The organism is Viridibacterium curvum (assembly GCF_039544165.1).
Taxonomy (GTDB): domain Bacteria; phylum Pseudomonadota; class Gammaproteobacteria; order Burkholderiales; family Rhodocyclaceae; genus Viridibacterium; species Viridibacterium curvum.
Window position 1 is genome coordinate 1 of sequence record NZ_BAABLD010000028.1, and the last position, 15,561, is coordinate 15,561.

The 15,561-nt window shown below is 58.8% G+C and carries 13 protein-coding genes and 1 tRNA gene; all 14 read right to left on the reverse strand.

All coding sequences use genetic code 11. From position 1 onward, the window contains the following. On the reverse strand, positions 1–105 hold a 105-nt coding region (locus ABEA02_RS20075), incomplete at its 3' end, for a GTP-binding protein (RefSeq protein ID WP_034194841.1). Between the two features lie 29 nt (positions 106–134). Continuing rightward, positions 135–2,231 (reverse strand): elongation factor G, encoded by a 2,097-nt coding sequence (gene fusA / locus ABEA02_RS20080; protein WP_345534936.1) that lies wholly within the window; start codon positions 2,229–2,231, stop codon positions 135–137. A gap of 117 nt (positions 2,232–2,348) precedes the next feature. Further along, a complete protein-coding gene (rpsG, locus tag ABEA02_RS20085; protein ID WP_345534937.1) occupies positions 2,349–2,819 on the reverse strand; it encodes a 30S ribosomal protein S7 in 471 nt (156 codons plus the stop codon). A gap of 22 nt (positions 2,820–2,841) precedes the next feature. Next, positions 2,842–3,219, reverse strand: coding sequence for a 30S ribosomal protein S12 (gene rpsL / locus ABEA02_RS20090; RefSeq protein ID WP_345534938.1), 378 nt, complete (start codon positions 3,217–3,219; stop codon positions 2,842–2,844). 149 nt (positions 3,220–3,368) lie between these two features. Continuing rightward, a complete protein-coding gene (gene rpoC / locus ABEA02_RS20095; RefSeq protein WP_345534939.1) occupies positions 3,369–7,589 on the reverse strand; it encodes a DNA-directed RNA polymerase subunit beta' in 4,221 nt (1,406 codons plus the stop codon). Positions 7,590–7,616: 27 nt separating this feature from the next. After that, complete coding sequence (gene rpoB, locus ABEA02_RS20100; protein WP_345534940.1) at positions 7,617–11,750, reverse strand: DNA-directed RNA polymerase subunit beta; 4,134 nt, start codon at positions 11,748–11,750, stop codon at positions 7,617–7,619. A gap of 184 nt (positions 11,751–11,934) precedes the next feature. After that, positions 11,935–12,309, reverse strand: a complete 375-nt coding sequence (gene rplL, locus ABEA02_RS20105) for a 50S ribosomal protein L7/L12 (RefSeq protein ID WP_345534942.1) — start codon at positions 12,307–12,309, stop codon at positions 11,935–11,937. Positions 12,310–12,345: 36 nt separating this feature from the next. Beyond that, entirely contained in the window at positions 12,346–12,858 is a 513-nt protein-coding gene (gene rplJ / locus ABEA02_RS20110; protein WP_345534943.1) for a 50S ribosomal protein L10, read from the reverse strand. Between the two features lie 282 nt (positions 12,859–13,140). Then, entirely contained in the window at positions 13,141–13,839 is a 699-nt protein-coding gene (rplA, locus tag ABEA02_RS20115; RefSeq protein WP_345534944.1) for a 50S ribosomal protein L1, read from the reverse strand. A 2-nt stretch (positions 13,840–13,841) separates the two neighbouring features. Next, the gene (rplK, locus tag ABEA02_RS20120) at positions 13,842–14,273 is read right to left on the reverse strand and encodes a 50S ribosomal protein L11 (RefSeq protein ID WP_345534945.1); all 432 of its coding nucleotides are present in this window, start codon (positions 14,271–14,273) and stop codon (positions 13,842–13,844) included. A gap of 98 nt (positions 14,274–14,371) precedes the next feature. Continuing rightward, on the reverse strand, positions 14,372–14,908 hold the full coding sequence (nusG, locus tag ABEA02_RS20125; RefSeq protein WP_345534946.1) for a transcription termination/antitermination protein NusG: 537 nt from the start codon (positions 14,906–14,908) through the stop codon (positions 14,372–14,374). Beyond that, a complete protein-coding gene (secE, locus tag ABEA02_RS20130) occupies positions 14,905–15,258 on the reverse strand; it encodes a preprotein translocase subunit SecE (RefSeq protein ID WP_345534948.1) in 354 nt (117 codons plus the stop codon). The genes nusG and secE overlap by 4 nt, the downstream gene beginning before the upstream one ends. Before the next feature lie 27 nt (positions 15,259–15,285). Next, positions 15,286–15,361, reverse strand: a tRNA-Trp gene (locus ABEA02_RS20135). 97 nt (positions 15,362–15,458) lie between these two features. Next, positions 15,459–15,561: EF-Tu C-terminal domain-related protein (locus ABEA02_RS20140; protein WP_080363168.1), on the reverse strand; the 103-nt coding region annotated here is incomplete at its 5' end.

Sequence of the window (15,561 nt, forward strand, 5' to 3'; positions counted from 1 at the left end):
AACGGTCGTAATCGCCGCCGTCAGCGTCGTCTTGCCATGGTCAACGTGACCAATCGTGCCTACGTTCACGTGCGGTTTCGTACGTTCGAATTTTTCCTTGGCCATTTTTAGGTCCTCAATGTTTAAAAGTCTGATTACTTTTTGTTGATGATGGCTTCAGCGACATTCTTCGGCGCTTCGCTGTAGTGCTTGAACTCCATGGAGTACGTAGCACGGCCCTGCGACAGCGAACGCATCGTGGTCGAGTAACCGAACATTTCTGCCAGCGGCACTTCAGCCTTGATGGCCTTGATACCGCCAGGGATGTCATCCATGCCCAGCACGATGCCGCGACGGCCCGACAGGTCACCCATGATGTTGCCCATGAACTCTTCCGGCGTCTCGACTTCAACCGACATCATCGGCTCGAGCAGCACGGGGCCAGCGCGACGGCAACCTTCCTTGAAGGCCATCGAAGCGGCCATCTTGAACGCGTTTTCGTTCGAGTCCACATCATGATAGGAACCGAAGTGCAGCGTGCACTTCACGTCCACCACCGGGAAGCCGGCCAGCACGCCGTTCGGAATGCTCTCCTGCAGACCTTTGTCAACCGCGGGGATGAATTCACGCGGCACGACACCACCCTTGATGGCGTCAACGAACTCGTACCCCTTGCCCGGCTCATTTGGCTCAATCTTGAGCACGACGTGACCATATTGACCACGACCGCCCGATTGCTTGACGAACTTGCCTTCGGCATCCTCTACCACCTTGCGGATGGTTTCGCGGTAGGCCACTTGTGGAGCACCAACGTTAGCTTCGACGCCGAACTCGCGCTTCATGCGATCGACGAGAATCTCAAGGTGTAGCTCGCCCATACCGGAGATGATGGTCTGACCAGACTCTTCATCGGTACGCACGCGGAACGACGGATCTTCCTGTGCCAGACGGCCCAGCGCGATACCCATCTTTTCCTGGTCGCCCTTGGTCTTCGGCTCGACAGCCACGTGAATCACGGGCTCAGGGAACTCCATACGCTCCAGCGTGACCTCTGCCTCCGGATCGCACAGCGTCTCACCCGTCGTCACGGACGACAGGCCGATACAGGCTGCGATGTCACCTGCACGCACTTCGTCGATTTCTTCACGGTTGTTGGCGTGCATCTGCACCAGACGACCGATACGCTCCTTCTTGCCCTTGATCGGGTTGTAGACAGAGTCGCCCGACTTCAGCACGCCCGAATAGACGCGGATAAAAGTGAGCTGACCGACGTATTTGTCTGTCATCAGCTTGAAAGCCAGAGCCGAAAACTTTTCGCTGTCGTCTGCCTTACGGGTCACAGGCTTATCGTCTTCGTCGGTACCATCAACCGGAGGAATGTCGACCGGCGAAGGCATGTACTCAATGACAGCATCAAGCATGGCCTGCACGCCTTTGTTCTTGAACGCGGTACCGCACATCATCGGCACGATCTCGCCCTTGATAGTGCGATCACGCAGCGCGGACTTGAGATCAGCCTCCGACAGATCGCCTTCTTCAAGGTACTTGTTCATCAGCTCTTCCGACGACTCAGCGGCGGCTTCGAGCATCTTTTCACGCCACTCCTTGGCCGTTTCGACCAGATTGGCGGGGATGTCTTCGTACGTGAACTTGGTGCCTTGGGAAGCCTCATCCCACAGGATGGCCTTCATCTTGACAAGGTCGATCACCCCCGTGAAGTTGTCTTCAGCGCCGATAGGCACCTGGATGGGCACCGGATTGGCCGACAGGCGGGTACGCATCTGATTGTAGACCTTGAAGAAGTCTGCCCCCTGACGGTCCATCTTGTTAACGAAGGCGAGACGCGGCACGCCGTACTTGTTGGCCTGACGCCACACAGTTTCCGACTGAGGCTGAACGCCACCCACCGCACAGTAGACCATGCAAGCGCCGTCGAGCACGCGCATGGAGCGCTCGACTTCAATCGTGAAGTCAACGTGCCCCGGGGTGTCGATGATGTTGATGCGGTGATCCTGGAAGTTGCCGGCCATGCCCTTCCAGAAACAGGTGGTCGCAGCAGAGGTAATCGTGATGCCACGCTCCTGCTCCTGCTCCATCCAGTCCATGGTCGCAGCGCCATCGTGCACTTCACCGATCTTGTGGTTCACACCGGTGTAGAACAGGATGCGCTCGGTCGTCGTAGTCTTACCGGCGTCGATGTGCGCCGAGATGCCGATGTTGCGATATCGCTCGATGGGGGTCTTGCGTGCCACGATGTTCGCCCTTCGTAGGTAGGTTGAGTTCTGTATTTCAAGCGGATGACACGGTCGCATCCGCAAAAAGCATTCGAGCCCTTTGCAGGGCCCGAGAGGTTTTGGTCACTTTCGCGATCAGAACCTGAAATGAGCAAACGCCTTGTTGGCGTCCGCCATACGGTGCACTTCGTCACGCTTCTTCATGGCCGCGCCGCGACCTTCGGAGGCCTCGATCAGCTCGCCAGCAAGGCGCTGGGCCATCGACTTCTCCGAACGCTTGCGCGCTGCTTCGCGAATCCAGCGCATCGACAGCGCCATACGGCGACTGGGGCGCACTTCGACCGGCACCTGGTAGTTCGCACCACCCACGCGACGGCTCTTCACTTCGACCACAGGCTTCACGTTGCCAAGAGCGGTCTGAAAAACTTCGATCGGGTCCTTGCCGGACTTGGTCGAGATGACATCCAGCGCGCCATAGATGATGCGCTCGGCAACAGCCTTCTTGCCACCGATCATGAGGACGTTAATGAACTTGGAAATGTCCTGACTGCCAAATTTGGGATCAGGCAGGATTTCACGCTTCGGTACTTCGCGACGACGGGGCATGTCAGTCTCCTTCCGTCAGTTATCAGGACTTCTTCGGGCGCTTCGCGCCGTACTTGGAGCGGGATTGCTTGCGATCCTTGACGCCTTGCAGGTCAAGAGAACCGCGCACGATGTGGTAACGCACACCCGGCAAGTCCTTCACACGACCGCCGCGGATCAACACAACCGAGTGTTCCTGCAGGTTGTGGCCTTCGCCGCCGATGTAGGAGATGACCTCGAAACCGTTGGTCAGACGCACCTTGGCGACTTTACGAAGCGCCGAGTTCGGCTTCTTCGGAGTCGTGGTGTAAACGCGGGTACAAACACCGCGCTTCTGGGGACAAGCTTCCAGCGCCGGCACCTTGCTCTTGCTGACGATGGCCTGACGTCCCTGACGTACAAGCTGGTTGATGGTAGGCATTTCTTTCCTTGGATCGCACCGCTGCTGAACAGGAACCACCCTGCCCCGGGCCGCAATCAGACAGTTACAACAAAAACTTGAGCCGGCACGCGAGTGCCGGCTCACTCAAAGACGCGGGAGTATAAAAGCCTCCTGCATCAACGTCAACTTCAGCCCTCGGCTGGCGTCTCCGTGGTTTGCTCCGCCGGAGCTTCGCCTAGTCCGCTCAGGAAATCGCTTCCCAGATCGATACCGGCCGATTGCGCGCGACGGGTACGGTGATAGGCCAAACCCGTACCTGCCGGGATCAGGCGACCCACGATGACGTTTTCCTTCAGACCGCGCAACTCGTCGCGCTTGCCCATGATGGCAGCCTCGGTCAGTACGCGAGTCGTTTCCTGGAAGGAAGCGGCCGAGATGAAAGAGTCGGTCGACAGCGAGGCCTTGGTGATACCCAGCAGCATGTACTCATAAGTCGCAGGCTGCTTGTCGTTCCCCACCACCTTGTCGTTCTCGTCCAACAACTCGGAGCGCTCGACCTGCTCTTCGCGAATGAACTTGGTATCGCCCGGGTCGCTGACGACAACGCGACGCAACATCTGGCGAACGATCACTTCGATGTGCTTGTCGTTGATCTTCACGCCCTGCAAACGATAGACGTCCTGCACTTCGTCGATGATGTAACGCGCCAGCGCCTCAACGCCCTGCAAGCGCAGGATATCGTGCGGATCGGCCGGACCGTCGACGATGAGTTCGCCGCGCTGGACAACCTGACCATCGTGCACCATCACGTGCTTGTCCTTCGGGATCAGGAATTCGTGCTTGGTACCATCGGGCTCGGTAATCTCAAGACGCTGCTTACCCTTGGTTTCCTTACCGAACGACAGCGTGCCGGTCACTTCAGCCAGCATGCCAGCATCCTTCGGCGCACGCGCTTCGAACAACTCAGCCACACGCGGCAGACCGCCGGTAATGTCGCGAGTCTTCGCCGATTCCTGCGGGATGCGTGCCAGCACGTCGCCCTTGTGGATCTGCTGACCGTCCTTGACGGTGATCAGCGAGCCGACCTGGAAGGTGATGGTCACCGGATGGTCAGTACCCGGGATCTTCACCTCTTCGCCCTGCTCGTTCAGCAGCTTGACCTGAGGACGAACGCCCTTCGAAGGCGACGACCCTGCGCGACGCTTGGCGTCGATCACGACCAGCGTGGACAGACCGGTCACTTCGTCGATCTGCTTGGCAACGGTGACGCCCTCTTCCACATTCTCGAACTTGATCGAGCCATCGTGCTCTGCCACGATCGGACGCGTGTGCGGATCCCAGTTTGCCAGTTGCGTACCAGCCTTGATGCTTTGACCGTCGTCGACAATCAGAGTGGCGCCGTACGGCAGTTTGTGACGTTCGCGCTCCCGACCCATGTCGTCCGCAACGATGATCTCCGCCGAACGCGCAATGACGATCTTCTCGCCCTTGGCACTCGTCACGTAACGCATGTTGCCCGCCTGGAAACGCACGGTACCCGCGGACTTGGCTTCGACCGAGCTGGCCACTGCTGCACGCGACGCCGCACCACCGACGTGGAAGGTACGCATCGTCAGCTGCGTGCCAGGCTCACCAATCGACTGCGCAGCAATCACACCAACCGCTTCGCCAGCGTTCACCAGCTGACCGCGGCCAAGGTCGCGGCCGTAGCACTTCGCACACAGACCATAACGAGTGTCGCAAGTCAGCGGCGTACGCACGCGCACTTCGTCGATACCCAGGGAGTCGATGAGATCGCATGCATCTTCATCAATGAGGTCGCCCGAGTAGATCACGGTCTCTTGTGTTTCGGGATTGACGATGTCGTCAGCCGTCACGCGACCGAGGATGCGCTCACGCAACGCTTCGACCACTTCACCGCCTTCGATCAGTGCCTTCATGACGAAGCCACTGGAAGTGCCGCAATCGTCTTCGATGACAACCAGATCCTGCGTCACATCCACCAGACGACGTGTCAGGTAACCGGAGTTCGCGGTCTTCAGAGCCGTGTCAGCCAGGCCCTTACGAGCACCGTGCGTGGAGATGAAGTACTGCAGAACGTTCAGACCTTCGCGGAAGTTCGTCGTGATCGGCGTCTCGATGATGGAGCCGTCTGGCTTGGCCATCAGACCGCGCATGCCAGCGAGCTGACGGATCTGGGCAGCAGAACCACGAGCGCCCGAGTCGGCCATCATGTAGATCGAGTTGAACGATTCCTGCTTGGTCGCCTTGCCCTCGCGGTCGATCACGTCTTCCTGGCCGAGGTGCTCCATCATGGCCTTGGCAACCTGGTCGCCTGTACGGCCCCAGATATCGACGACCTTGTTGTAACGCTCGCCATCCGTCACGAGACCCGATGCATATTGCTGGGCGATTTCCTTCACTTCGTGCTCGGATGCCGCGATGATGGACTCCTTGGCCTTCGGCACAAGCATGTCCTTCACGGCAATCGAGATACCGGCGCGGGTTGCCAGACGGAAACCGAACTGCATCAGCTTGTCAGCAAAAATGACGGTTTCACGCAGGCCGCAGCGACGGAACGAGGTGTTGATGAGGCGCGAGATTTCCTTCTTCTTCAGCGCCTTGTCGATCACGCTGAACGGCAGACCTGCAGGCAGGATCTCGGACAGCAGTGCGCGGCCAGCCGTAGTGTTGTAACGCGTCACCTTCTCGGTACGCTCACCAGCCTCGTTGATCTCGACTTCGCGGATACGCACAGCGACCTTCGCATGCAGCGAAATCTGGCCAGACTCGTAGGCCCGCTTGACTTCGTTGGTATCAACGAACGCCATGCCTTCGCCGCGTGCATTCACGCCAGCACGGGTTGCGTAGTAAAGGCCCAGCACCACGTCTTGCGACGGGACGATGATCGGCTCGCCGTTAGCAGGTGACAACACGTTGTTGGAAGCCAGCATCAGTGTGCGGGCTTCCATCTGTGCTTCGAGCGACAGGGGGACGTGAACGGCCATCTGGTCACCGTCGAAGTCGGCGTTGAAGGCCGCGCAGACGAGCGGGTGCAGCTGGATCGCCTTGCCTTCGATCAGCGTCGGCTCGAAAGCCTGGATGCCGAGACGGTGCAGCGTCGGGGCGCGGTTAAGCATCACCGGGTGTTCGCGGATGACCTCTTCGAGGATGTCCCAAACCACCGGCTCTTGCGATTCAACAACCTTCTTGGCTTGCTTGATCGTCGTGGCCAGGCCCATCAGTTCAAGCTTGTTGAACACAAAGGGCTTGAACAATTCGAGTGCCATCAGCTTGGGCAGACCGCACTGATGTAGCTTGAGTTGCGGGCCCACCGTGATCACGGAACGACCAGAGTAGTCCACGCGCTTGCCAAGCAGGTTCTGACGGAAGCGACCGCCCTTACCCTTGATCATGTCAGCCAGCGACTTCAGCGGACGTTTGTTGGCGCCAGTCATGGCCTTGCCGCGACGACCGTTGTCGAGCAACGAGTCGACAGCTTCCTGCAGCATGCGCTTTTCGTTGCGCACGATGATTTCAGGCGCCTTCAGTTCGAGCAGGCGCTTGAGACGGTTGTTACGGTTGATGACGCGGCGATAGAGATCGTTCAGATCGGAAGTCGCGAAGCGGCCGCCATCGAGCGGCACCAGCGGACGCAGATCCGGCGGCAGCACGGGCAGCACTTCCATGATCATCCAGTCGGGCTTGATGCCGGACTGCTGGAAGGCCTCGAGCACCTTGAGGCGCTTGACGATCTTCTTGATCTTGGCCTCAGAGCCTGTGGTTTCCAGCTCCGAACGCAGACGCTCAACTTCAGAGGCAATATCGATACCACGCAGCAGGCCGCGAATGCCTTCAGCACCCATAAGTGCTACGAACTCGTCGCCAAACTCTTCGGTCTTGGCGAGGTAGTCGTCTTCGGTCAGCAGCTGACCCTTGGTCAGCGGCGTCATGCCCGGCTCGACGACGACGAATGCTTCGAAGTACAGCACGCGTTCGATGTCGCGGAGGGTCATGTCGAGGACCATGCCCAGACGCGACGGCAGAGACTTCAGGAACCAGATGTGCGCAACCACCGAAGCGAGTTCGATGTGGCCCATGCGCTCACGGCGCACCTTGGACAGCGTGACTTCAACGCCACACTTTTCGCAGATGACACCACGGTGCTTCAGGCGCTTGTATTTGCCGCACAAGCACTCGTAGTCCTTCACGGGCCCGAAAATCTTGGCGCAGAACAGGCCATCGCGTTCGGGCTTGAAGGTACGGTAGTTGATGGTCTCCGGCTTCTTGACTTCACCGTAGGACCAGGAACGGATCTTGTCCGGCGAAGCGAGGCCGATGGTAATGGCATCGAACTCTTCTTCGTTCGGCAGGGTTTGCTTGAACAGATCTGCGAGCAGGCTCTTCATGTATCAGTACTCCATTCCAGTCACGGATCAGTAACGCTCGAGATCGATATCGATCGCCAGCGAACGGATTTCCTTCACCAGCACGTTGAACGATTCCGGCATGCCGGCATCGATCTTGTGCTCGCCCTTGACGATGTTTTCGTAGACTTTGGTACGACCATTCACATCATCGGACTTCACGGTCAGCATTTCCTGCAGCGTGTAAGCGGCGCCGTAGGCTTCGAGTGCCCACACTTCCATTTCACCGAAACGCTGACCACCGAACTGGGCCTTGCCGCCCAGCGGTTGTTGCGTGACGAGCGAGTACGGGCCGGTCGAACGTGCGTGCATCTTGTCGTCGACCAAGTGGTGCAGCTTCAGTACGTGCTTGTAGCCGACGGTCACCTTGCGCTCGAACGCTTCGCCATTGCGACCATCGAACAGGGTTACCTGACCACCCGTATCCATGCCCGCCAATTGCAGCATGCCGATGATTTCTTCTTCGGTCGCACCGTCGAACACCGGGGTTGCGAAGGGCACACCCTTCGACAGGTTGCTGGCTAACTCGATCACCTCGTTGTCCTTGAGACTCGAGAGATCCTCGGCCTTGCCGCTACCGTTATAGATCTCTTCGAGGAACTTGCGGATTTCCTTGGTGTTGGTCTGCGAAGTCAGCATCGCACCGATCTTGTTGCCCAAGCCCTTGGCAGCCCAGCCAAGGTGGGTTTCGAGAATCTGACCGATGTTCATCCGCGACGGCACGCCCAGCGGGTTCAGCACGATGTCGACCGGCGTACCGTTCTCCATGTAAGGCATGTCTTCGACCGGCACGATCTTGGACACCACACCCTTGTTACCGTGACGACCGGCCATCTTGTCGCCGGGCTGCAGGCGACGCTTCACAGCCAGGTAGACCTTGACCATCTTCTGCACGCCGGGGGGCAGCTCGTCGCCTTGCGTGAGCTTTTTCTTCTTGGCTTCGAAAGCCAGATCGAAGTCCTTACGGGTCTTTTCCAGACCTTCGCGCAGTTGCTCCAGTTGCTGGGCGATGGCGTCGTCAGCCAAGCGGATGTCGAACCAGTTGTATGGTTCGACCGTCTCCAGATAGGCCTTGTCGATCTTCGTGCCCTTGGCGAGCTTCTTCGGCCCCCCATTGGCCACCTGACCACCGATGAGGCGCTCGATACGCTCGAACGCATCACGTTCGACGATGCGCATCTGGTCAGCCAGATCCAGACGATAGCTCTTGAGCATGTCATCGATGATGGACTGCGCGCGCTTGTCGCGCTCGATGCCTTCGCGCGTGAAAACCTGCACGTCGATGACCGTGCCGTTCATGCCCGAGGGCACGCGCAGCGAGGTGTCCTTAACGTCGCTGGCCTTCTCACCGAAGATCGCACGCAGCAGCTTTTCTTCCGGCGTCAGCTGGGTTTCGCCCTTAGGCGTCACCTTGCCGACCAGAACGTCACCGGCTTCGACTTCTGCGCCGATGTAAACGATACCCGCTTCGTCCAGGCGACCCAGCTGCACTTCGCCCAGTGAGGCGATGTCGCGCGTGATGTCTTCAGGTCCGAGCTTGGTGTCACGTGCGACAACCGTCAGTTCTTCGATGTGGATCGAAGTGAAACGGTCATCGGCAACAACACGCTCGGAGATCAGGATCGAGTCTTCGAAGTTGTAGCCGTTCCAGGGCATGAACGCTACCAGCATGTTCTGGCCGAGGGCCAGTTCGCCAAGGTCGGTCGATGCGCCGTCAGCGATCACATCGCCCTTGGCGATGATGTCGCCGATCTTCACGACCGGGCGCTGGTTGATGTTGGTGTTCTGGTTGGAGCGCGTGTACTTGATGAGGTTGTAGATATCGACGCCGACTTCGCCCGGCACCGTTTCATCGTCGTTCACACGGATCACGATACGGCCAGCATCGATGTAATCCACAACACCGCCACGCAGGGCCTGCACCGTCGTACCCGAGTCAACGGCCACGGTGCGCTCGATGCCGGTACCCACCAGCGGCTTCTCGGGGCGGAGGCAAGGTACGGCCTGCCGTTGCATGTTGGCACCCATCAGCGCGCGGTTCGCATCGTCATGCTCAAGGAACGGAATCAGCGATGCCGCAACCGAGACGATCTGCGACGGCGACACGTCCATGTACTGGATCTGTGCCGGCTCGACGAGGGTGAACTCACCCTTGTGGCGGGCAGACACCAGCTCACCTGTCAGCGAGCCTTTCTTGTCCACTTCGGCGTTCGCCTGGGCGATCACGTACTGGCCCTCTTCGATGGCCGACAGGAAATCGATCTGGTCGGTGACCTTGCCGTCATTCACCTTGCGATACGGAGTTTCGAGGAAGCCGTATTCGTTGGTGCGGCCATACACAGCCAGCGAGTTGATCAGACCAATGTTCGGGCCTTCTGGCGTTTCGATCGGGCAAACGCGACCGTAGTGGGTCGGATGCACGTCACGCACTTCGAAGCCGGCACGCTCACGCGTCAGACCGCCCGGGCCAAGAGCCGACACACGGCGCTTGTGGGTGATTTCGGAGAGCGGGTTCGTCTGGTCCATGAACTGCGACAGTTGCGAAGAACCGAAGAACTCCTTGATCGCAGCCGAGATGGGCTTGGCATTGATCAGGTCGTGCGGCATCAGGTTGTCGCTCTCGGCCTGACCGAGGCGTTCCTTGACGGCGCGCTCAACGCGCACCAGACCGGCACGGAACTGGTTTTCTGCGAGCTCACCGACCGAGCGCACACGGCGATTGCCGAGGTGGTCGATGTCATCGATTTCGCCGCGGCCGTTGCGCAGCTCGATCAACACAGCGATCACGGACAGGATGTCTTCGTTGGACAGCACGCCGGGGCCAATCTCGTCGCGATGACCGATAGCCGCATAGAAACGCTTGAGCCAATCCGGCGCCTTGTCATCGAGCTTTTCAGGGTAAGCACGACGGTTGAACTTCATGCGGCCGACGGTTGACAGGTCGTAGCGCTCTTCCGAATAGAAAAGGCCATTGAACAGCGATTCGACAGCGTCTTCAGTGGGCGGTTCGCCCGGACGCATCATGCGATAGATGGCCACACGGGCCTGCCACTGATCGACCGTTTCGTCGGAGCGCAGAGTTTGCGAGATGTAGCCACCACGATCGAGATCGTTGATGTAGAGGGTCTTGAAACCCTTGATGCCTGCATGGCCCATCTTGGCCAACAAGTCTTCAGTGATCTCGTCGTTGGCGCGCGCGATCACTTCACCCGTTTCAGGATCGACGACATCATGTGCGAGCACGCGGCCAGCCACGAAGTCTTCCGGCACGATGATGGAGCTGATGCCGGCCGTCGTGATGTCACGGATATGCTTGGCGTTGATGCGCTTGTCCTTGCCGACAATCACGTTGCCCTTGCCGTCCAGGATGTCGAACCGGGCAATTTCGCCGCGCAGACGATCCGGCACGATTTCGAAACGCACATCGCTGCCCGCGAACTCGAACGAATCGAAATCGTGGAACATGGCCAGAATCATTTCCGGCGTCATGCCGATGGCCTTGAGCAGAATGGTGACGGGCATCTTGCGCCGACGGTCGACGCGGAAGAACAGGAAGTCCTTCGGATCGAATTCGAAATCGAGCCACGAACCACGGTAAGGAATGATGCGAGCCGAGAACAGCAGCTTGCCGGAGCTGTGCGTCTTGCCGCGGTCGTGCTCGAAGAACACGCCAGGCGAGCGGTGGAGCTGCGACACGATAACGCGTTCGGTACCGTTAACGACGAAAGAGCCGGTGGTCGTCATGAGCGGAATCTCGCCCATGTAGACTTCCTGCTCCTTTACTTCCTTGATGGTCTCTTTAGGCGCCTCCTTGTCCATGATGACAAGGCGGACGCGCGCGCGCAGCGGCGACGCAAAGGTCAGACCGCGTTGCTGACATTCCTTAACGTCGAAGGCGGGCTCACCGAGAATGAAGTGCACGAACTCCAGACGCGCGTTGCCCGAATGCGACGAGATCGGGAAGATCGACGTGAATGCGGCTTGCAAGCCTTCGTTCTTGCGGGCCGCAGGCGGAACTGCCGCCTGAAGGAAGTTCGTGTAGGACTCCAGCTGGGTAGCCAGCAGGAAGGGGACATTCAGAACGCTTGCACGCTTTGCAAAGCTCTTACGAATGCGTTTTTTCTCGGTGTAGGAGTACGCCATAGATGCTCCGTATCAATTGCCCGACGGGAGAGGACAAATAGCAGGGCTGTCCGGGTGACAAGCCTGTTGTCTGGCCTCGCGGTGCTGACAAATCAAAACCGCTCTGCTTCAACAAAGCAGAAAAAACAAAGCACAAAAGGGGTTGGCAGCATTTTGCTGCCAACCCCCGGTAGAACCGGCCGAATTACTTGATTTCGACCTTGGCGCCAGCTTCTTCGAGTTGCTTCTTGAGCGCGTCAGCATCAGCCTTGGAAATGCCTTCCTTGACAGCCTTCGGTGCGCCATCAACCACGTCCTTAGCTTCCTTGAGGCCCAGGCCGGTTGCAGCACGCACCACCTTGATGACTTCCACCTTCTTGTCACCGGCAGCAGCCAGGACAACGGTGAACTCGGTCTTTTCTTCAGCCGCAGGCGCAGCAGCACCACCGCCAGCAGCGGGAGCAGCCATAGCAGCTGCAGAAACGCCGAACTTTTCTTCAATAGCCTTGACCAGGTCATTGAGTTCCAGCACGGTCATGCTGTCCAGAGCGGACAGGAAAGCGTCTTTATCGAATGCCATTTTGATATTCCTGAATTTGAATGAGTTGCGATTGAATCAAGCTTCGGCCGGGGCGGCGGCAGGCTCGCCCTTCTGCGCGGCAACGGCGGCGATAGCGCGCGCGAAACCGGAGATCGGCGATTGCATGAGGCCCAGCAGTTGCGCCAGCAGCACTTCCTTGGTCGGGACCGAAGCCAGCGCTTGCACGCCTGCCTTGTCCAGCACCTTGCCACTGTACGAACCTGCCTTCAGAACCAGCTTGTCGTTGGTTTTTGCGAAGTCGTTGAGAACCTTTGCCGGTGCCACAGCGTCAGCACTGATCGAGTAGATCAGCGGACCGACGAGGTGGTCGGCAAGGCCAGCGAATGCAGTGTCTGCCACTGCACGCCGTGCCAGGGTGTTCTTCAGCACACGCAGGTAAACGCCCTGTTCGCGGGCTTTTGCACGCAGCGAAGTGAGGTCACCCACTTCAATTCCAGCGTACTCAGCCACAACGATCGTCTGAGCGTTCGCAACCTGTGCAGACACCTCGGCCACAACAGCCTTCTTGTCTTCGAGATTGAGACTCAAGGTCAGCTCCTTAAATTACGGGTCCATCCGGCTTGCGCCCTCCGGAGCCCAACAACGGCGACCTCAAATTCAGGGACTTGACTCCTTGCGGAGAAAAGCCGGAAACCTGTTTTCGGGGGGACGCCATCTGCGCTGGGCGGTGCTTGCGCACCGATTAAGCAAAAGCTTCAACATCCAGCCCTGCCCCAGCGGTCTTTGACAACCCTGCGACGCCGCCCGAGAGCGATACCGCAGGCCCAAAGTCCTACGCGCAGCCCCTTACGGAGCTGCCCGACAATTCAATTACTGCTGTTGAACGCTTGCGGGTTCAACACGAACGCCAGCACCCATCGTCGAGGTGAGAGCGATCTTGCGGAGATACACGCCCTTGGCCGCAGCAGGCTTGGCCTTGACGAGAGCTTCGATCAGCGCACCGAGGTTTTGTTGCAGCGATTCGACGCCGAACGAAGCACGGCCGATGGTGGCATGCACGATGCCTGCCTTGTCGGTACGGTACTGAACCTGACCAGCCTTGGCGTTCTTGACGGCAGTCGTGACATCCATGGTCACGGTACCCACCTTCGGGTTCGGCATCAGGCCACGCGGACCAAGGATCTGACCGAGGGCGCCAACGACACGCATGGCGTCAGGCGTTGCGATGCAGAGGTCGAAATCGATGTTGCCCGCCTTGACTTGCTCGGCGAGGTCATCGAAACCGACGATGTCCGCACCGGCCGCCTTGGCTTCTTCAGCTTTGGCGCCCTGGCAGAACACGGCGACACGTACGGTCTTGCCCGTACCCGCAGGCAGAACCACGGAACCACGCACAACCTGATCCGACTTCTTGGCATCAACGCCAAGGTTGATTGCGACATCAACCGATTCGTCGAACTTGGCGGTAGCCAGCTCCTTGATCAGGGTCAGCGCTTCGGACGCTGCGTAGAGCTTGTTGCGATCAACCTTGGCACGAATGGCCTGAACGCGCTTCGAGAGCTTTGCCATGATTACAGGCCCTCCACCGTGATGCCCATGCTGCGCGCGGAGCCAGCGATGGTGCGGACAGCTGCTTCAAGATTGGCGGCCGTCAAATCCTTCATCTTTGCCTTGGCGATTTCCTCGCACTGGGCACGCGTGATCTTGCCGACCTTGTCAGTGTGCGGCTTGGCCGAACCGGACTTGACGCCAGCAGCCTTCTTGATCAGCACGGTCGCCGGCGGCGTCTTCATGATGAACGTGAAGGACTTGTCCGCGAAGGCGGTGATGACCACAGGGATCGGCAGACCCGGCTCCAGACCTTGAGTCTGGGCATTGAAGGCCTTGCAGAATTCCATGATGTTCAGGCCGCGCTGACCGAGAGCGGGACCGATTGGGGGCGAAGGATTGGCCTTGCCCGCCGGCACTTGCAGCTTGATGTAGCCGACAATTTTCTTTGCCATGATGGCTCCTTGTTGATGAGTATTAGCGCGCGTTCACTTGCGTTACTGGCGCTCCTCTTGCCGGGGCATTACCACGACGGCCCGGCGCCGCCTTGAAATCAGACTTTTTCGACCTGACCGAACTCAAGCTCGACCGGCGTGGCGCGGCCAAAAATGGTCACAGACACATGCAGACGACTCTTTTCGTAGTTGACGCTCTCGACGCTGCCGTTGAAGTCCGTAAAAGGCCCTTCCTTGACGCGTACAAATTCGCCAACTTCAAACAGCACCTTGGGACGCGGCTTCTCCACGCCCTCCTGCATCTGCTGCATGATCGCTTCAACTTCCTTGACGGAAATCGGGCTCGGCTTATTGGCCGTACCACCAACAAAACCGGTGACTTTGGGCGTGCTCTTGACCAAATGCCAGGTTTCGTCGTCCATCTCCATCTCGACGAGAACATAGCCCGGGAAGAACTTGCGCTCAGAGACGCTCTTCTGCCCACCCTTCATTTCGATGACCTCTTCCACCGGAACGAGGATCTGGCCAAATTTGTCTTGCAGGCCCGAGCGCGCCACGCGCTCAGTCAGTGCGCGCAGCACCGACTTTTCAAAGCCGGAGTAGGCATGCACGACATACCAGCGCTTGTCGCTCATGACTTCCACCCCAGAATCAGTGTGTAGATAACGGTCTCGACACTCTTGTCGATGAGAAACAGCACCAAGGCCATGATGACGACAAAGGCGAAGACCGCCCCGGTGGTCTGCATGGTTTCCTTCTTGGTCGGCCAGACCACCTTCTTCAGCTCGGAGATCGACTCACCCGCGAAGCCGGCAAACTGCTTGCCCGGCACAGTCGTATAGCCCACGGCAGCACCCGCCAGCACACCAACGATCACGCAGAGTACGCGCACGATCAGCCAAGCGCTTTCGCCCAGCAGATAGAAAGCCGCCACGCCCGCCACAACAAGCAGGAGCGCCAGCACGAATTTGATCTTGTCGGCCATGAGTGGTTACAGCCTGTTCTCTAGTGGTGGCAGGGGCAGAGGGTCTCGAACCCCCAACCTTCGGTTTTGGAGACCGACGCTCTGCCAATTGAGCTATGCCCCTGCGCAGAGACTGCAAAGCGCCCCGGAATTTCTCCCAGAGCGCCATGAAACTTCAAATCCTGGCCGGCGGTGGAAACCGACCAGGACGCTTTACCTAATTACTCGATGATCTTTGCCACGACGCCGGCGCCGACGGTACGACCGCCTTCACGGATGGCGAAGCGCAGACCCTCTTCCATGGCGATCGGAGCAATCAGCTTG